This window comes from Aminivibrio pyruvatiphilus (assembly GCF_004366815.1).
GTDB lineage: Bacteria > Synergistota > Synergistia > Synergistales > Aminobacteriaceae > Aminivibrio > Aminivibrio pyruvatiphilus.
Genome location: NZ_SORI01000022.1, coordinates 1 through 20,633, shown reverse-complemented (window position 1 = coordinate 20,633; position 20,633 = coordinate 1). Strand labels below are relative to the sequence as shown.

Below are 20,633 nucleotides of genomic sequence, written 5' to 3'. Positions count from 1 at the left end.
TGCGACCTTATATATTTTTCATTTCCGCGAAGGAGGTTCTTTCATGAGAAGCGAGGAAGTCTACGCAAAGTCCCTGGATCTGCACAGGGCGAAAAAGGGCAAGGTGGCCATCGAAAGCAAGATGCCCGTCAACTCCATGGCCGACCTGGCCCTGGCCTACACTCCCGGAGTGGCCGAACCCTGCAGGGAGATCGGGCGGAACAGGGATTCCATCTTCGAAGTGACCTCCAAGGCCAACATGGTGGCCGTCATCACCGACGGGACGGCGGTTCTCGGCCTGGGCGACATCGGTCCCGACGCGGCCCTTCCCGTCATGGAGGGCAAGTCCATCCTCTTCAAGCGCTTCGCCGACATTGACGCCTTCCCCATCTGCATCAATTCCAAGGATACCGACGAGATCGTCAGGACCGCCGCCCTCATCCTCTCCTCCTTCGGCGGGGTGAACCTCGAGGATATCGCGGCCCCACGGTGCTTCGAAGTCGAACGGAAGCTCCAGGAGATAGCGGACATTCCCATATTCCACGACGACCAGCACGGAACGGCCGTCATCGTTCTCTCCGGGCTGCTGAACGCCCTGAAAGTGGTGGGAAAGGACATCGGCAACGTTAAAATCGTCATGACGGGAGCCGGCGCCGCCGGTACGGCCATCTGCAAGTTCCTCATGTCCGCCGGGGCGAAGAACGTCATTCTCTGCGACCGGGGCGGCGCCATCTACAAGGGGCGCACGGAACACATGAACTGGGCCAAGGAAGAGCTCGCCGGGACTTCCAATCCCAACAGGGAGAAGGGCTCCGTGGCCGACGTGATGAAGGGCGCAGACGTGTTCCTCGGTCTCTCCGGCCCCGGAATCATCGACCAGGATATGGTGAAGACCATGGCCCCGAAGGCCATCATTTTCGCCATGGCAAACCCCACCCCGGAGATCTACCCCGACGAGGCCCTCGCCGCTGGAGCCGCCGTGGTGGCCACGGGAAGAAGCGACTTCCCCAACCAGATCAACAACTGCCTCGGTTTCCCCGGAATCTTCAGGGGAGCCCTGGACGTGCGGGCCTCGGTCATCAACGAGGAGATGAAGCTCGCCGCCGCCTACGCCCTCGCCGGGCTGGTGCCGGAGGACGAACTGCGGCCGGACAGAATCATCACCGAGGTCATGGACGAAAGGGTCGTCCCCGCCATCGCCGCGGCGGTCGCGGAAGCCGCCAGGAAGACGGGGGTGGCAAGAATCTGATTCGGGCCTTAATGGCATACTTCATTTCATAGAGGAGGCAGAAAAGGGATGAAACGTTTTTCGGTCGTGTTTCTTGCAGTACTGCTCGTAGCGGCGGCATCGGCCGCCTTCGCGGCGGAGCACACCCTCAAGCTGGGGCACATCGCCGACCCCCAGAACCCATACGCCCAGGGCGCGGTGAAATTCGCCGAGCTGGTGAAGGACAAGACGGGCGGCGCGGTTGAAGTCCAGGTATTTCCCAGCAGCCAGCTCGGAAACCAGCGCGACCTCATCGAGGGTCTCACCTTCGGAACGGTGGACATGACCCTCACCAGCACCGCCGTCCTCGGCAACTTCCTTACCGAGGCGGCCGTGTTCGACCTTCCCTTCATCTTCCGCGACATTCCCCACGCCTACAAGGCTCTCGATTCCGTGGGCATGGAGATCTGCCAGCCCCTCGAGAAGCGGGGTATCAAGGTTCTCTCCATGTGGGAGAACGGCGTCCGCCACATGACCAACAACAGGAACCCCATCCGGAAGCCCGAGGATGTGAAAGGCCTGAAGATCCGGGTCATGGAGCAGCCCATCTACATCGAAATGATGAAGATCCTCGGCGCAAGCCCCACCCCCATGGCCTTCGGCGAACTGTTCACCGCCATGCAGCAGGGCGTGGTGGACGGCCAGGAGAACCCGGCGGCCCACATCTTCACATCCCGTTTCTTCGAGGTGCAGAAATACATCTCCCTCACCGCCCACACCTACTCCGCGGAGCCTCTTCTCGTTGCCATGGGCGTGTGGAGCAAGCTCCCCGAGAACCACCGGAAGGCCATCCAGGAAGCTGCCGACGAAGCCCGTGACTGGCAGCGCGACCTGTGCCGGCAGCTCGAGAACCAGTATTGGGATAAAATCCGCGAGAGCGGAAAGAGCGAGATCAACGACGACGTAGACAAGGCCGCCTTCATGGAAGCCACGAAGCCCGTGTGGGCCATGTTCGAGGAAAAACTCGGCAAGCACAACATCGAAGCCATCGTCAACGTGAACTGATTTTCTCCGGACGGGAGCGGCCCCTTTGCGCCGCTCCCGTCTTTTTTCAACTCACCATCCGAACGGAGGCGGCTGAATGAAAAAATTCCTCGCGCTTATGGAAAAAACCTTTGCCTTCCTCTCCATGGCGGGCATCGGCCTTATGCTGATCATCATCTTTCTCCAGGTGGTTTCGAGGTACTTCTTCCACTACACGGCAAGCTACTCCGAAGAGCTCTCACGGTACCTTTTCGTCTGGGTGACCTTCCTCTCCCTGCCCGTGGTATCCCGGCAGGGAGGGCACATGGTGGTGGGGCTGCTCACGGAGCGGTTCACGGGCGAAAGACTCCGCAGGCTCAAAATCGCGGGATGCCTCTGCAGCATAGCTTTTCTGGCCGTCATGGTCTGGCAGGGAATCCGCATGGTACAGCTTGCAGTCTGGCAAACGTCGCCGGCCATGGAAATCCCCATGTCCTACATGTACATCTCCATCCCCCTGGGCTGCGGGGGCATGCTCCTCCTCGCCCTCGAAGAACTTTTCGATCTCGTCCGGAGGAGGGAAACGGCATGACGGATCTCACTCTCTGGCTTCTGCTCTTCTTCTTCATCACCGTTCTCCTGACGGGAGCGCCCATCGCGGCCGCCCTCGGCCTCTCGTCCGCCATCGTGGTCTACGCCACCATGAACGTTCCCCTCATCGTGGTGGCCCAGCGGATGTTCACTTCCATCGACTCCTTCTCCTTCATGGCGGTGCCCTTCTTTATGCTCGCGGGTTCCTTCATGTCCTCGGGAGGCGTGACCAGAAGGATTGTCAATTTCGCCAACGCCCTGGTGGGGGCCCTCGCCGGGGGACTTGCCCTCGTGGTGGCGGTGGCCGGCATGTTCTTCGCCGCCCTTTCCGGTTCCTCGGCGGCAACCACCGCAGCCATCGGCGTTGCCATGATCGACGAGATGGAAAAGCGGGGCTATCCCAAGTCATTCGCGGCGGCAGTGGTAGCCACGGGGGGCACCGTGGGCATCGTCATCCCCCCGAGCGTCACCATGGTGGTCTACGGGGTCATCGCCGGAACCTCCATCGGAGACCTCTTCATGGGCGGCTTCGCCCCCGGCATCCTCATGGGAGGAGCCACCTGCATTGTGAGCTGGTTCATCGCCAGAAAGAAAGGATATCTCGGCGAGGGAAAGGCCACCTTCGCACGGATAGCCTCCACCTTCAAGGAATGCATCTGGGCCCTTCTCATGCCGGTGATCATCCTCGGCGGCATCTACGGGGGCATCTTCACCCCCACGGAAGCCTCTGCGGTGGCCGCGGTCTACGGAGCGGTCATCGGCAAGTTCGTCTACAGGGAGCTGAAGTGGAAGGACGTTCCCAAGGTGCTCCTGAGCGCAGCCACCAGCACCACCATGATCATGTACGTGGTGGGGGCTGCCAACCTCTTCGGCTGGATCCTCACCAACGCCCAGGTTCCCCACAAGATAGCGGCCGGTTTCACCGCCATGACGGACAGCCCCCTGGTCTTCCTCATGCTGGTGAACGTGCTGCTCCTCTTCATAGGAACTCTGCTCAACGCCTCGGCGGCGGTGGTCATCCTGACACCTATCCTTCTGCCGGTAGCCCTCTCCCTCGGGATCGACCCCGTCTTTTTCGGCGTACTCATGGTGGTGAACCTCGCCATCGGGTGCATCACGCCCCCGGTGGGACTGGACCTCTTCGTGGTGTCCAGCATCACCAAGATCTCCATCGACAAGATCATGAGGGACGTGGTGCCCTACCTGCTTGCATTGATCGCGGTACTGTTTATCCTCACCTGGTTCCCGGACATCATCCTCTTCCTTCCCCGGCTGCTCAGGGGAGCGTAGCATACCGGTCCCGCCCGGCATGGCCGGGCGGGTTTTTTTTATAAGGAGGCCCGAAATGAACGACCCGATTGCACTTCTCGCGAAAGCCCTTCAGGAATCCCCTTCCACGGTGGTGTTCACGGGAGCGGGGATGAGCACCGAATCCGGCCTGCCCGACTTCCGCTCGCAGCAGGGCCTGTGGAAGCAGTACCGACCTGAAGAGCTCGCCTCCACGGACGCCCTGAACAGGAATTTCGAGCAGTTCGCCGCCTTTTACCGGCAGCGCATCGAGATCCTTGGTGAAGTTCAGCCCAACAGGGGACACCGAATCCTGGCAGAATGGGAGCGCCGGGGGCTGGTTTCGGCCGTGGTCACCCAGAATGTGGACGGACTCCACCAGGCGGCGGGGTCGAAAACGGTCCGGGAACTCCACGGCACCCTCACGAGAGTCCGCTGCCAGTCCTGCGGCAGCGAGTACCCGGCGGAACGGTTTTCATCGGAGGCCGCCTGCGGACACTGCGGCGGGAAGCTCCGTCCGGCGGTGGTCCTTTTCGGCGAGATGCTCCCGGAAAACGCCCTCTCGGCAGCCATGGACCTTGCCCTGTCATGCTCCCTCTTTCTCGTCCTCGGTTCATCCCTCGCCGTCTCGCCCGCCAACCTGCTTCCCGAGAGGGCAAAAAGACACGGGGCAGGGCTCTTCATCGTCAACAATACCCCAACCCACCTCGATCTTGTCGCTGACGGCACCATCAGGGATTCCATAGGCAACGTCCTGGAAAAAGTGAACGAAATAATCCGGAAAAACCAGCGCCTTACGGCCAATTCAATATAAAATCGAAAACGCCCCTCTCAGGTATACAATTGACTTTTCTGATAATGTCATAGACAATGTGTAGAGTCTGCTGCAATTCAATCATCCGATGAAGGGGGGGATTATTCCGCTCCTGCACCTGCATTGAAGCATTTCCGACGAGAGTCTGCACAACCCAGGAATTTCATCTGATCAAGGAGGGATGAGCATGTTCAGGAAACTCGGTCAGTCAATGGCGGCATGGTCCTTCAAGTATATCCCCGACCCCAGCATCTTCGCGGTTCTGCTGACGTTCATCGCGTTCGGCCTCGGCATGGCCCTTACCCCAAGCGGCCCCATGGATATGGTTCTCCACTGGTACAAGGGCTTCTGGGAGCTCCTCACCTTCAGCATGCAGATGGCCCTCATGGTCATCACAGCATCCACGGTGGCAAACGCTCCGGCGATCAAGAAGGGCATTTCCGCCCTCGCGTCCATCCCCAAGAACAGCAAACAGGCGGTGTATTTCGTCGCCCTGGTCTCCGTAGCGGTCTCCATCGTCCACTGGGGCCTCAGCCTCGTCCTCGGCGCCCTTCTGGCCCGGGAAGTGGGACGGTCTCTGAAAAAGCGGAACCTGACCTTTGAATACGGCCTCATCGGCGCCGCGGCCTACCTGGGGCAGATGACCTGGCACGGCGGCCTGTCGGCCTCCGTGGGACTCCTCATCGCCACCCCGGGACATTTCCTCGAGAAGCAGATCGGCATCATCCCCATCGCGGACTACATGATCAACCCCATGAACATCGCCGTCACCATCGGCGTCCTGGTCTTCCCGCCCCTCTTCGCGTGGATGATCCACCCGAAGGACGACGAGATCAAGCTCCTCGAGCCTGACGTGGCGGCACTCCTCGACAGGACCGACGAAGGCGCCCATAGGGCACGCCAGGTGGTCACAGTGGGCGACAAGATGAACAACAGCAAAATCATCGCCCTGCTCCTCGCCGCCCTCGGCTTCACCTACATCTACTACCACTTCTCCACCAAGGGATTCAACCTCGACCTGAACATCGTGAACGCCATCTTCTTCTTCGCCGGCATTGCCCTTCACGGCACCATGGCCGATTACGTCCAGGCGGTGAAGGACGCCACGCCGGGCGTGAGCGGCGTCATCTTCCAGTTCCCCCTGTACGCGGGCATCATGGGCATGGTCCGCTACTCGGGCCTGGTGGACGTGTTCTCCGCGGCCATCGTGTCCATCAGCACGCTGAACACCTTCTACCTCTGGACCTTCATCAGCTCCAGCGTGGTCAACCTCTTCGTCCCGAGCGGCGGCGGCCAGTGGGCGGTCCAGGGCCCCGTCGCCATGAAATCGGCGGAAATGATGGGCGCCAGCTACATCAAGTCGGCCCTGGCCGTGGCTTACGGCAACACCTGGACCAACATGCTGCAGCCCTTCTGGGCCATTGCGCTCCTCGGCATCACCGGCCTGAAAGCCCGGGACGTCATCGGTTACGCCACAGCCGTGATGATCCTGAGCTTCCTCGTCTTCGCCATTCCTCTCCTGTTCCTTCCGGTGTAGGAGGATAGAAGAAAGAGCAGGCAGACACGCCGGAATACACTGAACGAAAGGAAGTGGAACGATTGTCCGAAAAGGGTTTTCGCGTGGAAGAAGCCACCGTGAGGCAGATCCATGAGGCCATGAAGCGCGGTGAGACATCCTGCAGAGCCATCACGGAAGAGTATATCCGCCGCATTGAAGCCTATGACAGGAAAGGGCCTTCCCTCCACGCCGTCATCCTGGTCAATCCCAGGGCGCTGGAAGAAGCTGACGAGCTCGACCGTATCTTCCGGGAAAAAGGGCCATCGGGTCCCCTTCACGGCATTCCCGTGCTGCTGAAGGACAACGTGGAGACAGGGGACATGGTGACCACAAGCGGGTCCCTCTCCCTTGAGCACTACCTTCCCGACGACGACGCCTTCATCACGAAGAAGCTCCGGGAAGCGGGAGCCCTGATCATTGCCAAGGCGAACATGCACGAGTTCGCCGTGTGGGGAGAGAGCGTAAGCTCCATCCTCGGGCAGGTGATCAACCCCTATGACCTCACCAGAACACCGGGAGGGTCCAGCGGCGGCACTGGCGCCGGCATGGCGGCCAATTTCGCCGCCGTGGGCATCGGCACCGACACCATCAACTCCATACGGTCCCCGTCCTCGGCCTGCGGCTGCGTGGGCATCCGGCCCACCATCGGCCTCGTGAGCCGGGACGGCATCTCCCCCTACTCCCTTGACCAGGACACCGCGGGGCCCATCTGCCGCACCGTGGAGGATGCCGTCATCGTTCTTGACGCCATCGCCGGGTACGACCCGGCGGACCCGGAGACGGCATGGTCCGTTGGAAACACTCCCGGAAGCTACATGGACTGCCTTTGCCCGGACGGCCTGAAGGGAAAGCGCATCGGCGTTCTCCGGAGCCTCTTCGGCGACAAGCCGGAGCACGAGGACGTAAACGCAGCCATGAAGCGGAGCCTGGACGCCATGAAGGAGGGCGGGGCCGAACTCGTGGAGGTGTCGGAGCCTATCGACACCAACTACCTGGCGTCGAAGGTGAGCGTCCATCTCCATACCCTCAAGGACGACCTCGAGGGATACCTGAAGAGCCTCGGCGGCAAGTGCGCGTACCATACGGTGGATGCACTCATCGCTTCCGGCAAGATCCACCCCGGCATCGTGGAAAACATGAAGACCGCCGCCGGACTGAGCAAGGACAGTGACGAATACCGGTCCCGCACACTGAAGCGCCTCGCCCTGAAGACCCAGGTGATGAAGCTCATGGCGGACCTGAAGCTGGATGCCCTCGTGTACCCCCACCAGAAGCGGCTCGCCGTACCCGTGGGCGAATCCCAGGTGGAGCGCAACGGAGTCCTGGGCTCTGCCACGGGCTTCCCGTCAATCGCCCTGCCGGCGGGATTCTCCAGGTCCACGGAGTCGGCACCCGGCGGAGTGCCCATCGGACTGGAAATCCTGGGCCGGCCCTGGAGCGAGGGACTCCTTATCTCCATGGCCTATGCTTTCGAACAGCTCACCCGTTTCAGAAAACCGCCCTTCAGCACGCCACCGCTTTCCTGAGGTACAATAGGGGAAGGACCGGGGGGAGACCTTAAGGTCTCCCCCCTTCTCTTTTTTTGGCGGACCCCGCCCTCGAGGAGGAGTTCTTCCTCCTCTGTGAAGAGGCCGAAGGCCTGTTGCGGCAGCTCCTGAAGACACACCATGCGATGACCTTCCGGAGCGGCGGGGCCCTGGAATCTCAGGCCGGCATGGAGCCGGTGAAAAACGGTATGGACGTCCCGGAGGACGTCCCCGGCAGAAGGCAGCAAACAACCGGACGGAACTCAAAGAAAGGGGTACAGCCATGAAAATCCTGCGGAAAAGTTTTCTGACATTCCTGGCGTTCCTGGTTCTAGCGACCGCGGCCTTCGCCTCCGGCGGAAGGGTCACCCTGCTGTCTCTGAACGACATCCACGGCCACATTTATTCCGAGGACGGAGTTGGCGGCCTCGCCAAGGCCGCCACGGTGATCCAGGAAATCCGGGAAGAAAACCCGGGGAACACCTTCCTTTTCGAAATCGGTGACGTGAACGAAGGTCCCCTGTTCTTCTACTTTCACGGCCACGCCGAGATGAGGGGCCTCTCCCTGCTCGGCACCGACGGGGGCACCCTGGGCAACCATGAGTTCGACCTCGGTGAGGACGTGCTGTTTGAAACGGTATCCCGGGCCCCGTTCCCCGTGGTGGTCTCCAATCTGAGGTACAGGGACGGCCGTCCTGCCCCCTTCCCCACCCACGGGATCAAAAAGACCACCGACGGCCTCACCCTGGGCTTTTTCGGCCTCATCACCCCCGAGCTGGGCGCCATGACCTCGGGAAGGGGCGATTTCCGCGCCGGACAGGACCTTCCATCCGAGGCGGAACGGATGGTGAATCTCCTCCGCCGGGAAGGATGCGACGCCATAGTGCTCCTGAGCCACTGCGGCCTCGACGTGGACCGGATGATCGCCCGGTCCGTGGCGGGGATTTCCGCCATTCTCGGAGGACACAGCCACACGCTCATGGAGCGGGAAGAATTCGTGGAGGGCCCCGGCGGCTGGGTCACCGTCATAGGCCAGGCGGGATCCTACGCCAGGCACCTGGGAAGGATGGACCTTGTCCTTTCGGAAGGCATGGCGAACAGGGAGGGAACATCCTGGCGGGCGATTCCCCTGGGGAAGGACATCCCCGAGGATCCCCGGGTCGCCCTGCTCATCGAGCCCTTCCGGGAACGGCTGAAGGAGAAGCTGGACATCCCCCTCGCCCCCCAGCCGGAAGACTTCGACGCCCGGAGGGAGACCCTGCGGACGGGGGAGGCCCCCCTGGGGAACTTCCTCGCCGACGCCTTCCGGTGGAAGGCCGGCGCCGACGTGGCCTTTCTTGCCGGCGGCAGCATCCGGGGAGACAGGATCTACCCGGCAGGATCGGCCACCTACGCCACCCTCACGAACATGATGCCCTTCGGCGGTTCTCTGTGGAAGGGATCCCTCTCCGGCAGCGACCTGCTGATGGTGCTTGAAACGTCCGCTTCGGGCTACGCCCTGGGCGAAGAGAGCTACGACGCGGCCATGAGGGTTCCCACCGGGGGCTTTCTCCAGGTCTCCGGGCTGAGGTTCTCCATCGACCCGAAGAGGCAGCCCCTGCTCATCGACAACAACGGAGTCGTCCGGACCCAGGGGGCCAGGCTCGTGAAGGCCGAGGTGCGGCAGCCCGACGGGTCGTGGGCTCCCGTGGACCCGAAACGAATCTACACCGTGGCCACCACGGATTGGACGGCGGGTGGAGGAGACAAACACTACATCCTGAAGAAAAACGGCTCCGCCTTCTCCTCCATGGAGCAGATGTATCTCGAGGCGGCGGCGGACTATGTCCGTTTCCTCAAAGAAATGCGCGGGGAAGCGGAAGGCAGGATCACCATTCTTCGATGACGGAGGTGTTTTAGATGGAGAGAACGACGGTCGGATACGAAAAACTCAGAAACTACGTGGCGGACATGCTGGAGAAGGGGCTCGGCTATTCCAGGGAAGCGGCGGAGACCGGGGCCTGGGTTCTCGTTGAGGCCGACGCCCGGGGACATGCGTCCCACGGTGCGGCCCGGGTCGAGCTGTATCATAATCTTATCGCCAAGGGGAAGGCCGACCCTCACGGGCAGCCGGAAATTGTGTCTGAAACCCCCGTTTCCATGGTGATAAGCGGAAACAACGGCTCCGGGTTCGCCGCGGCGAAAATGGCCATGGAAAGGACCATCGAAAAGGCCCGGCAGAGCGGCACCTGCATGACCGCCGTCAGGGATTCCGGCCACTTCGGCATGGCCGGGGTCTGGGCGGAGATGGCCGCCGACGCGGGAATGATGGGGATCGCCCTCACCAATACCATCCGGGCGGCCATTCCGCTCTTCGGCCGGGAGCGCCTGCTGGGAACCAACCCCATATGTGTGGCCATTCCCCGGGGAAAAAAGCCCCACTTCATGCTCGACATGGCCACCACCACCGTGGCCATGGGCAAGGTGGAAGTGGCGGCCCGCCGCGGAGGAACCATGCCCGAGGGGTGGTTCGTGGACGAAAACGGAAAGGATCTGTGCGACGCCGGGAGGGCCCTGGAGATCGCGCGCCTCGGAGCGAGCCCCTACGGGGGAATCGTCTTCCTCGGAGGGAGCGGGGAGACATTGGGAGGACACAAGGGGTATGGCCTCGGCCTTCTCGTGGAACTCCTCACCGCAGGCATCTCTCTCGGCGCCCCCACCTTCGACGCCTACTCCGAACGGTGCGGCATCTGCCACTATTTCCAGGCCACCCGCCTGGACCTCTTCGGCGACAGCGGGGCCATCCAGGAACACGTGGAGTACATCCTCGAAAAGCTCCGCAGCAGCCCGAAGGCCGAAGGGCACGAGAGGATCTACATCCACGGGGAAAAGGAATACGAACGGCGGATGAAGTCTCTGGAAGAAGGGGTATACCTCGATCCCGCCACGTGGAAGAAGCTGGACGAATACGCGGCCCTCTTCGGGATGCCCCGGCTGGAACCCTGAAGGGAGGGCGGGATTTATGGACGTCTATCTCGGTCTGGACATCGGCACCACCAGCATCAAGATGATCCTGACCGACGGGGAGGGGAAAGTGGTGGAAAGCCGCTCCCGCCCCCTCGGAATTTCCACCCCCGGACACGGCTGGGCCGAGCAGGACCCGGAGGACTGGTGGACGGGAGTGACGGAGCTGCTCTCTTCCGTGCCAGGGAATGTCCGGGTGAGGGGGATCGGCCTTTCCGGGCAGATGCACACCCTCGTGCCGGTGGACCGGGAAGGAAAGGTGCTGCGGAAGGCGATTCTCTGGTGCGACCAGCGCACCGCCTCGGAGTGCGCCGGGGCAGAGACCCTTCTCGGCGGGGAATCCCGGGTGGTGGAAATGACCGGAAACCTCATCTATCCCGGCTTTACCCTGCCGAAAATCCTCTGGATAAGGAAGCACGAGCCGGAGGTCTACCGTAACATCGCCACCTGCTACATCGCCAAGGACTACATCGGCTGGCGCCTCACGGGCGAACGGGCCACGGAGTGGTCCGACGCCTCGGGAAGCTCCTGCTGGGACGTTTCCGCCCGGAAATGGCGGAGTGATCTCCTCTCCGCCCTGGGCGTGGACGAAGGATGGCTCCCCCCCGTGAAGGGATCGGCGGAAATCCGGGGAACCCTCAGGCCCGAGCTGGCGCGGCGTCTCGGCTGGGGAGAGACGAAGGTGGTCTGCGGCGGGGCGGACAACGCCGTATCCGCCTTTGGCCTCGGGGTTGCCTCTCCGGGAGACTGCATGATCTCCATCGGCACCTCCGGGACGGTCCTCGCCGTCACCGAGTCCACCGCCCCCGACCCCACCGGGCGGCTCCATTTCTTCAATTCCGTCCTTCCCGGCCAGTCCTACTACATGGGGTGCATGCTCGCCGCCGCAGCGTCCCTGAACTGGTTCCGGGACGCCATGGGAAGGGACCTCACCTGGGACGGCATCGGGAAGGCGGTCGAAGAGACACCCCCCGGTGCCGGGGGCATGCTCTGGCTTCCCTACCTTAACGGGGAGCGCACTCCCCACAGAAACCCCAACGCCCGGGGAGTGCTCTACGGCCTGTCCTCCATGAGCGACAGGCGCCATGTCTTCCGGGCGGTCATGGAGGGAATCACCTACGGCCTGCGGGATTCCTTCGAGCTGGTCCGGGCCGCCACCCCGGTGAAGCGGGTCGTCATGGCGGGAGGTGGGGCGAAAAGCGCCGTCTGGCGCAGAATGACCGCCTCAATGATGGGCTTTCCCGTCTCCGTGGCTGAAACGGAGGAAGGAGGAGCCTACGGGGCGGCCATGCTTGCCGCCCTCGGCGGCGGCCTTTCCCTGGACGATGTGAGGGAATGGACCCGGATCCTGGAAACGGTGGAACCGGACTTTGCGGAAAAGGAAGCCTACGACCGGGGATACGTTCAGTTCCAGGCCCTCTACCGGGACCTCAGGGAGCGGTTCGACGCCACGGCGGGAAACGGATAGAAATAAGACCGGGGGGCTCTGCCCCCCGGTCTTATTTGGCACGCCTTCCGCTTGTTCAGATGAGAGCCCCGGCGGCCAGGGAGGCGGCCACGATCAGGGGAGCCGGAATTTTTCCCGAAACCAGGAGAGCCGCCGTGGCCCCGAAGACGGCGAGGTTTTCGCCACTGAAGCCGGCGGCTCCCATCATAAGCGCTGCGGATGCGGCAATCATTCCTCCGGCGGCGGCGTTGATCCCCCGGAGTGAGATTCGGATCGCCCGGATTTCCCGGACGGAGTTCCATACAGGGTAGACGAAGTAGATGAGCAGCAGGCCGGGGAGAAATATTCCGACGCCCCCCGCGATGGCGGTCAGGGCCTGGAAGGGAATGCTCCCTTCCCGGGCGGCCATCCCCGCCGCATAGGCCGCAAAGCTGAACATGGGACCGGGGAGACCCTGAACAAGGCCGTACCCGGTGAGAAATTCCTGCCCCGTCAGAAACGAGCGGGCCTCCACCAGCTCGCTGAACATAAGGGGCACCACCACCTGCCCCCCTCCGAACACAAGGTACCCGTAGCGATAGAACCGCTCGAAGAGCTCCGCGGGAAGAAAGCCTCCTTCCCGCATCACCGCTCCCCCGGCGGCAAAAAGAAGAAAGAGGACGAGATAGCGCCAGGGAGGAGAAGCCTCCGCCCGGTGCCACATTCCCTGCTCCCCGCGGAGGAGAAGCATGACCGCTCCCCCCGAAAGAAGCACCGCCGGGAAAACCCAGGGATTCCGGAAAAAGAAAGTCACTCCGGCGCCGAAAAGAAGCAGGAGGGCCGTGACCCTGTCCGTGACCACTTTCCGCCCGATGCGGAAGGCCGCCACGGCGATGAAGCCGGCGGCCATGGGACCTACGTACCGGAGGACCGACCGGGAGATGTCCAGCATGTCCAGGAACTGGTAGAGGAAGGAGAGGGCGGTCATGACCAGGAGAACGGGGCATGCCCAGACTATCATGGTGAGCAGGCCCAGCAGCGGCCCACCCGTTTTGTGCCCGATGGCGACAATGGTCTGGGTGCTGGTGGGCCCCGGAAGAAGACTGCAGAGAGCGATAAGCTCGATCAGTTCCTCTTCGTCCAGGTAGCGGCGCTTCACCACCATCTGGTCGAGAAAGACCCCCATGTGGGCCTCCGGCCCCCCGTAGGCTCCCAGAGAACAGAGAAAGACATCCTTCAGAAAGGAAGCCCGGGACACGGTACCTCCTTCCCTGCAGCCGCTTCCTGCCGCTGAACCTTCTGTCCCTGTCACGGCCGTTTACCTCCGTCCACCGGCTTTCAGCGCTCTCCGCCGGGGATGTTCTCCAGGTCCTCCTCCCACGGGGCGGAACTCCCGTCGCTCGGGGCCCGGTAATCGCCCCGGGGAGAAAGGGATCCTCCCGAACCGACTTTGGGTCCGTCGGGAACGCAGGACCTCTTGTACTGGCTCATGGTGAAAAACCGGCGGAGAAAGACGGAAAGCCAGTGCTTTATTTCGGCAGGGGTGTACTCCGTCCGCCGCCCGGGGAGAATGTCCGGCCACACGCCCTTTGACGCGTCCCGCCAGGCGGCTTCCGCAAGGAAGGCGACCTTGGACGGGAGATAGCCGTACCTCAGGATGTAGAAGAGGTTGAAGTCCTGCAGCTCGTAAGGCCCGATGACGGCCTGGGTGCTCTGGGAGGGGCCGTCCTTCGCCGATCCCGGGACGAGTTCCGGGCTGATCTCCGTTCCGAGGACGGCTTCCAGCACCGGGGACACCTCTTTGCCGAGAACTCCGCTTGAGGCGGCCCACCGGACGAGATACTGGATGAGGGTCTTGGGAAGGCTGGCGTTCACGTTGTAGTGGGACATGTGATCCCCCACGCCGTAGGTGCACCACCCGAGGGCGAGCTCGCTGAGGTCGCCGGTGCCCACCACCATGGCGCTCCTGGCGTTGGCGATCCGGAAGAGGAGCGACGTCCTCTGCCCCGCCTGCACGTTCTCGAAAGCCACGTCATAGACCGGCTTCCCTTCTGCGAAGGGGTGCCCCATGTCCTTCAGCATCTGCATGCATCCGGGCCGGATGTCGATCTCCCCCGCCTCCACCCCCAGGGATTCCATGAGTTTCCGCGCGCTGGCGGCGGTCTTTTCGGAGGTGGCGAAGCCGGGAAGGGAATAGGCCTTGATGTTCGTCCTCGGCAGCCCCAGAAGGTCCATGGTCCTGGCGCAGACGATGAGGGCCTGGGTGGAGTCGAGCCCTCCAGACACCCCGAGGACGAGGTTCCGTATCCCCGACGATTCCATCCGGGTTGCGAGCCCCTGGACCTGGATGCTGTAAATCTCCCGGCACCGGCGCTCCCGGAGGGATGGATCGGATGGAACGTAGGGAAACCGGGGGACGGTACGGGCCAGGGGAATTATGCCCGAGGGTGCGCCGAGGGGAAAGGTGATCCTGCGGAAGGAGGGACGCTCCGTCCTTCCCCCGGCATCGGAGAAGGTGGTGATGGTCGCCCGGTCGCTGGAAAGGCGGCCAAGATCCACGTCGGCCAGGGTCACGGCCGGTTCGCGGGAGAACCGCTCCGACTCCGCCAGGATCTCCCCGTTCTCCGCCACCAGGGCATGACCGTCCCAGGCAAGGTCGGTGGTGGACTCCCCCGGTCCCGCCCCGGCGTAGACGTAGGCGGCGATGCACCGGGCCGACTGATTGGCGACGAGGGCCCGGCGATAGTCCGCCTTTCCGGTGGTGACGTTCGAGGCGGACAGGTTCACCGCCACCGTGGCCCCGGAGAGGGCGGCGTAGCAGGAGGGCGGAACGGGAGTCCAGAGGTCCTCGCAGATTTCGCAGAAAAGCCTGAAGCCGGGAATCCCTTCCGCTTCAAAGATGAGGTCCGCTCCCACCGGGATGTCCTTCTGCCCCAGGAGGTCCAGGGTGTCGGAGGGAAGGGCGGAGGCGGGCTTGAAATGCCTCAGTTCATAGAACTCACGATAGTTGGGGAGAAAGCTCTTGACGGCCACGCCGAGGATGCGGCCCCGGAACAGGACGGCCGCGCAGTTGAAAAGACCGTCCCCGATCTTCAGCGGGACTCCCGCGGCAATGACCATGTCCAGGGAAGCCGAGGCACCGAGGACAGCTTCAAGCCCCTTGAGGGCTGACCGCAGCAGGGCGTCCTGGAAGAAGAGATCCCCGCAGGAGTAGGCGGAGATCCCCAGCTCCGGGAAGACCGCGAGCACCGCCCTGCGGTCCGAGGCTTCCCGGAGCAGCCCGATGGTCTTCCCGGCGTTGCGGGAAGGGTCCGCGGTCCTGACGGCGGGAACGCAGGCCGCCACGCGGATGAAGTCATGGCTGTACAGGTTTGCGAATTCTTTCTTCATGGCGGGAACGTACCTCCCTGATCCTCCGAAAGCTCATTTGACCCTACAATACACCAATTCAGCGGTTTTATCATTACCCTTTTCCTTTCCCCAAACCTAAATCCGCAGGCAGCGGGGAGCGTCACCGGTGCTCGCTTGGGCCGCCGGTGCAGATTGTCGTCCTTGACAACTGCCCAAGCGATCAACTCGGCTCCCTTCGTTCGCCGGTTGTCTGCTTGTGAAACCGACATCCATGTCGGTTTCTCGGCCCGGGCGCTGTCCCCCAGGGGATATCTCCGCAAAGTGCGCGGAGCGAGATCTCTTCGACCCTAGCGGGTCGAATTCACCTTATGCCCGGCGACACTCCCTCTGCCAGGAGAACCTGCGGATTTGGGCCAAAGGAACGAAGAAAAAAAGGATTCATTTCACTTGCCGCCTTCCCATTCCTTTCTCCCAAAGAAGGTGCGGGAGGCAGTATAATTGAAAAGCCGGTTACCATAAGGCTTTTTCACTGAGCGGAACAGGGGGCCTTTTTCCGGCTCCTTTGGAGGACGATGAAATAATCCGAAAGGCAGGGATTCTGCGTGGCATATGATCGCATGAAGTACAGCGCGCTGGTGGATCTTTCAGCTTCCATCCTGGTGAACATCGGCTATCCGGAGCACAAGGCCAGGATCACCGCAGTGGTCCTCGCCGAGGCCGACGCCCGGGGAGTGTCCTCCCACGGCGTCACCCGGCTCAAGGTCTACCGGAACGAGCTTGAAGGAGGCCATGTCAAGCCGGGAGAGGACCCGGAAATTGTCCACGAAACCCCCATCTCCCTCGTGGTGGACGGCCATTACGGCGTGGGGGCCCACATTTCGGAGTTCACCATGGAAAAAGCCATTGAAAAGGCGAAGGCCCACGGGACCTGCTTCGCCTCGGTGCGGAACTCCAACCACTTCGGCATGGCGGGCCTGTGGGCCGAAATGGCGGTGAAGGAAGGGCTCATGGGCAGCGCCTTCACCAACACCATCCGGTGCGCCGTTCCCACCCTGGGAAAGGAGCGCCTGCTCGGCACCAACCCCATCGCCGTGGGCATCCCCTCCGACGGCGAACTTCCCTGGCTGCTCGACATGGCCACCACCACGGCCCCCCGGGGAAAGCTCGGCGTCTACAAGCGCCGGAATCTCGAGATGCCCGAGGGCTGGTTCGTGGGCGAGTCGGGAGAAACGGTGACCGATCCGTCGGAGGCCACGTCCATTCTGGCGGACCCCACGGGACAGTGGGGAGGCCTGCTCTTCCTCGGAGGAGCCGGCGAGCTCATGGGCGGGCACAAGGGATACGGCCTCGCCGTCCTGGTGGACATGCTCTGCGGCCCCCTGGCGGGAGGTCCCTGGACCCGGGACGTCTTCCAGACCATGGATGCCAACGTGGGGCACTTCTTCTCCGCCACAAGGCTCGACCTCTTCGGCGACGAGAAGGACATCCGCAGGCGGGTCGGGGAAATGCTGGACGCCCTCCGCTCCTCCGCTCCTTCCGAGGGGAACGAGCGGGTATACGTCCACGGCGAAAAGGAGACCCTCCGCAGGAAGGAGGCCCTGGAGACGGGAGTGCCCCTGGACGATGCCACCTTCGGAATGCTGAAGGACTTCGCCGCCGAATTCGGCCTCACTCCCCCCGAAAAAATCTGACGAGGAGGTGCGTCATGGCACGGATATCCTTCCCCTACGAGGGATTCGGAGACGCGGTCATTCCAGACGGCAATCTTCTTGCGGTGCTCGCCCCCCGGACGGCGGCCCTTTCCTCCGGGAGCGACCTGGAAGAAGTGAAGCGGGCCCTCGGAGAGCCCATCGGCTCCCCGAGGCTGCGGGACATGGTGAAAAAAGGGAACTCGGCGCTTATCCTGATCGATGACAACACCCGGAACACCCCCACGGCCCGGCTGCTCCCCCTGGTTCTCGAGGAACTTGCGGCGGGCGGGGTGGCCCTGCAGGACACCGCGGTCCTCATCGCCCTTGGGACCCATCGGGCCATGTCGGACGCCGAGGTGGAGACCAAGGTCGGGAAGGATCTCCTTGAGAGGGTCCGGGTCTACCAGCACGACGCCCATGACGAAAAGGGGCTGGCGAACCTGGGGACAACGGAGCACGGCACGGAAGTGTGGGTCAACAAACTGCTCCTGGAATTCGACCACGTGGTGGCCCTGGGCCACATAACCCCCCACAGGGTGGCGGGCTTCTCCGGAGGAGCGAAGATGGTGCAGCCCGGAGTCTCCGGGGTGGTCACCACCGGCCAGACCCACTGGGTGAGCGCCCTCTACGAAGGAGAAGAGATCATGGGGACCATCGACAACCCCGTGCGCCGGGAGATGAACGCCGTGGCGAAAAAAGCGGGGCTCTCCTTCATCGTGAACGTGGTGCTTGACCGGGAGGAGCGGATCTACCGATGCGTCTGCGGTGACCCGGAAAAGGCCCACGCGGCGGGCTGCGAGGCGTCCCGGGAGATCTTCGGCGTTCCCTTCCCGGAGTATGCCGACATCGTGATCACCGACACCTTCCCGGCGGACAGCGAACTCTGGCAGGCCGCCAAGGGCATCTACGCAGGAGATCTTCCCCTGAAGAAGGGCGGCGTCCTGGTGACGGTGACCCCCTGCCCCGAAGGGGTGGCCCAGGGACATCCCGAGCTGACGGACATCGGCTACCTTCCCTTCGCCGAGGCAAAGGCCATGGTGGACCGGGGCGAAATCGAAGACCTCACCCTGGCCGCCCACATCGTCCACGTGGGACGGATCATCCGGGACAAGGGCAGGGGAATCATGGTCTGTCCGTGCATCAGTCCGGAAACATCCCGGAAGCTGGGCTTCGCCCCTGCAGCAACTCCCCAGGAGGCCGTGGACCTCGCCTTCTCCATGACCGGCCCCGGAGCGAAGGTCATCATCCTGCAGAACGGGGGGGACCTCCTTCCCATCCACGAGCCCGAAGGGGGTCCCTCTTCATGAAGCGGCTCCTCCACTTCGGCATCGTACTGTACAAGGCAACTCTTACCGTGATGACCGTGGCCCTCTTCATCATCGTGGGGGTAAGCGTGTTCACCCGGTACTTCCTGAACAGCTCCCTGGGATGGTCAGACGAACTTTCCCGGTTCCTCTTCATCTGGGTGACCTTCCTGGGGGCAGCCTACGCCTACGGACTGAACGAGCACATCGGGCTGGACTTCGTGGTGGACAGGATCCGGAGCGAAAAGGCGAGGACCGTCATCCGCCTTTTGGGTGAGATCTGCATCGGCGCGGTCATCTTCGTCATCGCGTGGTTTGGCTGGGATGTGGCCGTATCAGCCACGAACCTCTCCCCCGCCCTGGACATCCCCATGACCTTCGTCTACGGAGTGGTCCCCCTGACCGGGGCGCTCATGCTCGTCCAGAACGTCCTGAAGATCCTGCAGTGGATCGGGCGCCTGCGGACCATGCCCACCGCTCAGGAAAGGAGGTAGGCCCATGCTCTGGCTCTTTCTCGGCATCCTGTTCTTCTTCACCGTCTTCGGCGTTCCCATCGTCTTCTGCCTCGGCATAGCCAACCTGGTGATGCTCTGGGTCATGGACATCCCCCTTATGGCCCTCCCGGCGAAGGTCATCCAGGGAGCGGACAGTTTCCCCCTCCTCGCCATTCCCTTCTTCATGTTCGTGGGCGAGGTGATGAACCGGGGAGGCATCGCCCGGAGACTGGTGGATTTCGCCGACGCGCTGGTGGGGCACATCACAGGAGGTCTCGGACACGTCTCCATCCTCAGCAGCATGTTCTTCGGCGGCATCTGCGGCTCGGCGGTGGCTGAAACGGCCGCCATCGGGGGGCTCCTCATACCCCCCATGAAGAAGCAGGGCTTTCCGGGTCCCCTGGCGGCAGCCATCTGCGCCTCGGCGGCGGTGATCGGCATCATCATCCCGCCAAGCATCCCCTTCATCCTCTTCGGCATCATCACCAGCACCTCCATCGCCAGGATCTTCCTCGGAGGGATCATCCCGGGGATCATCGTGGGACTCGCGCTGATGGTGACAACTTATTTCATCACGAAAAAGCAGGGGATCGCCCGTCCGGCACCCGACAGGACATTCTCCCTCCGGCGGGTGGGACAGACCCTCCTGAGTGCCGGGTGGGCCCTTACCATTCCCGTGATCATCGTGGGCGGCATCCTGGGCGGCGTCTTCACTGCCACTGAAGCCGGGGCCGTCTCCGCCTTCGTGGCCATGATCCTCGGCCTCTTCGTCTACAGGGAGATTTCCTTCAAAGACCTGCCGGGCATCTTCCTCGCCACCGGCAAGACCACGGCCACGGTCCTCTACCTTTGCGGCATGGCCATGTGCACGGCGTGGCTCCTCACCAGGGCCAGGGTTCCCTTCGAGCTGGCGGCCATGGTCCAGTCCATCACCGATTCCCAGCTCGGGGTGCTTCTCATGACCAACGTCCTGCTCTTCTTCGTGGGATTCGTCATGGACCTCACGCCGGCCATGCTGATCCTTGCCCCCATCCTTCTGCCGGTGATGCAGCAGGTAGGGGTCGACCCGGTCTACTTCGGCGTGCTCATGTCGGTCAACCTGGGTATCGGGCTCATCACCCCGCCCGTGGGCACGGTGCTCTACGTGGCCACCGGCGTAGCGGGGGTGAAGTTCGAGGAGCTGGTGAAGTCCATCGCCCCCTTCGTGGTGGCGGAACTGGCAGTACTGGTACTGCTCATCTTCTTCCCCCAGGTCATCCTGTTCATCCCCAATCTCGTCCTGCCCTAGGAGCCTGTCGGACTGGCCTTCAAAACTCCGTCTCATGAGCTCCATCTGCTCCGGAGTTCATAACTTCCAGGATACGAAAGCGTCATTTTAA

General features: G+C 62.8%; 17 protein-coding genes. 15 read left to right on the top strand and 2 right to left on the bottom strand.

Translation table 11 applies throughout. The features are described from left to right. Window positions 1-43 precede the first annotated feature (43 nt). The 11 genes from C8D99_RS12820 to xylB all read left to right on the top strand — a co-directional run bounded on the left by C8D99_RS12820 (window position 44) and on the right by xylB (window position 12,456). A complete protein-coding gene (locus C8D99_RS12820) occupies window positions 44-1,228 on the top strand; it encodes an NAD(P)-dependent malic enzyme (RefSeq protein ID WP_133958899.1) in 1,185 nt (394 codons plus the stop codon). A gap of 48 nt (window positions 1,229-1,276) precedes the next feature. Further along, window positions 1,277-2,251, top strand: a complete 975-nt coding sequence (locus C8D99_RS12815; protein WP_133958898.1) for a TRAP transporter substrate-binding protein — start codon at window positions 1,277-1,279, stop codon at window positions 2,249-2,251. Window positions 2,252-2,327: 76 nt separating this feature from the next. Further along, window positions 2,328-2,801 carry a TRAP transporter small permease gene (locus tag C8D99_RS12810; protein ID WP_133958897.1) on the top strand — a complete coding sequence of 158 codons (474 nt, stop codon included), beginning with the start codon at window positions 2,328-2,330 and terminating at the stop codon, window positions 2,799-2,801. Further along, window positions 2,798-4,090, top strand: a complete 1,293-nt coding sequence (locus C8D99_RS12805; protein WP_133958896.1) for a TRAP transporter large permease — start codon at window positions 2,798-2,800, stop codon at window positions 4,088-4,090. Before C8D99_RS12810 ends, C8D99_RS12805 begins: the two co-directional genes overlap by 4 nt. A gap of 55 nt (window positions 4,091-4,145) precedes the next feature. After that, window positions 4,146-4,901, top strand: coding sequence for an SIR2 family NAD-dependent protein deacylase (locus C8D99_RS12800; protein ID WP_208321190.1), 756 nt, complete (start codon window positions 4,146-4,148; stop codon window positions 4,899-4,901). Window positions 4,902-5,088: 187 nt separating this feature from the next. Beyond that, window positions 5,089-6,438 carry a short-chain fatty acid transporter gene (locus tag C8D99_RS12795; protein ID WP_133958895.1) on the top strand — a complete coding sequence of 450 codons (1,350 nt, stop codon included), beginning with the start codon at window positions 5,089-5,091 and terminating at the stop codon, window positions 6,436-6,438. A 53-nt stretch (window positions 6,439-6,491) separates the two neighbouring features. Then, window positions 6,492-7,985 carry an amidase family protein gene (locus C8D99_RS12790; RefSeq protein ID WP_243833938.1) on the top strand — a complete coding sequence of 498 codons (1,494 nt, stop codon included), beginning with the start codon at window positions 6,492-6,494 and terminating at the stop codon, window positions 7,983-7,985. Between the two features lie 56 nt (window positions 7,986-8,041). Beyond that, window positions 8,042-8,272 carry a hypothetical protein gene (locus C8D99_RS15465; RefSeq protein WP_208321189.1) on the top strand — a complete coding sequence of 77 codons (231 nt, stop codon included), beginning with the start codon at window positions 8,042-8,044 and terminating at the stop codon, window positions 8,270-8,272. Then, window positions 8,269-9,870, top strand: coding sequence for a bifunctional metallophosphatase/5'-nucleotidase (locus C8D99_RS12785; protein ID WP_133958894.1), 1,602 nt, complete (start codon window positions 8,269-8,271; stop codon window positions 9,868-9,870). The genes C8D99_RS15465 and C8D99_RS12785 overlap by 4 nt, the downstream gene beginning before the upstream one ends. Before the next feature lie 14 nt (window positions 9,871-9,884). Next, a complete protein-coding gene (locus tag C8D99_RS12780) occupies window positions 9,885-10,970 on the top strand; it encodes an Ldh family oxidoreductase (protein ID WP_133958893.1) in 1,086 nt (361 codons plus the stop codon). 16 nt (window positions 10,971-10,986) lie between these two features. Next, window positions 10,987-12,456 carry a xylulokinase gene (gene xylB / locus C8D99_RS12775; protein WP_133958892.1) on the top strand — a complete coding sequence of 490 codons (1,470 nt, stop codon included), beginning with the start codon at window positions 10,987-10,989 and terminating at the stop codon, window positions 12,454-12,456. Between the two features lie 55 nt (window positions 12,457-12,511). Here the strand turns inward: xylB and chrA are convergent, their stop codons facing one another. Together chrA and C8D99_RS12765 are read right to left on the bottom strand one after the other, a co-directional pair. Continuing rightward, complete coding sequence (gene chrA / locus C8D99_RS12770; protein WP_208321188.1) at window positions 12,512-13,726, bottom strand: chromate efflux transporter; 1,215 nt, start codon at window positions 13,724-13,726, stop codon at window positions 12,512-12,514. A 26-nt stretch (window positions 13,727-13,752) separates the two neighbouring features. Continuing rightward, on the bottom strand, window positions 13,753-15,804 hold the full coding sequence (locus tag C8D99_RS12765; RefSeq protein ID WP_133958891.1) for an NAD(+) synthase: 2,052 nt from the start codon (window positions 15,802-15,804) through the stop codon (window positions 13,753-13,755). 563 nt (window positions 15,805-16,367) lie between these two features. On the opposite strand from C8D99_RS12765, the gene C8D99_RS12760 reads away from it, so the two are divergent. From C8D99_RS12760 to C8D99_RS12745, 4 genes are read left to right on the top strand one after another with little or no spacing between them, the layout of a single operon-like run. Beyond that, window positions 16,368-17,456, top strand: a complete 1,089-nt coding sequence (locus tag C8D99_RS12760; RefSeq protein ID WP_243833937.1) for an Ldh family oxidoreductase — start codon at window positions 16,368-16,370, stop codon at window positions 17,454-17,456. Window positions 17,457-17,470: 14 nt separating this feature from the next. Further along, the gene (locus tag C8D99_RS12755; protein WP_133958890.1) at window positions 17,471-18,763 is read left to right on the top strand and encodes a nickel-dependent lactate racemase family protein; all 1,293 of its coding nucleotides are present in this window, start codon (window positions 17,471-17,473) and stop codon (window positions 18,761-18,763) included. After that, window positions 18,760-19,254: a TRAP transporter small permease gene (locus C8D99_RS12750; protein ID WP_133958889.1), complete on the top strand. Its 495-nt coding sequence runs from the start codon at window positions 18,760-18,762 to the stop codon at window positions 19,252-19,254. Before C8D99_RS12755 ends, C8D99_RS12750 begins: the two co-directional genes overlap by 4 nt. 4 nt (window positions 19,255-19,258) lie before the next feature. Further along, window positions 19,259-20,542 carry a TRAP transporter large permease gene (locus tag C8D99_RS12745; protein WP_133958888.1) on the top strand — a complete coding sequence of 428 codons (1,284 nt, stop codon included), beginning with the start codon at window positions 19,259-19,261 and terminating at the stop codon, window positions 20,540-20,542. The last annotated feature ends 91 nt before the right edge of the window (window positions 20,543-20,633 follow it).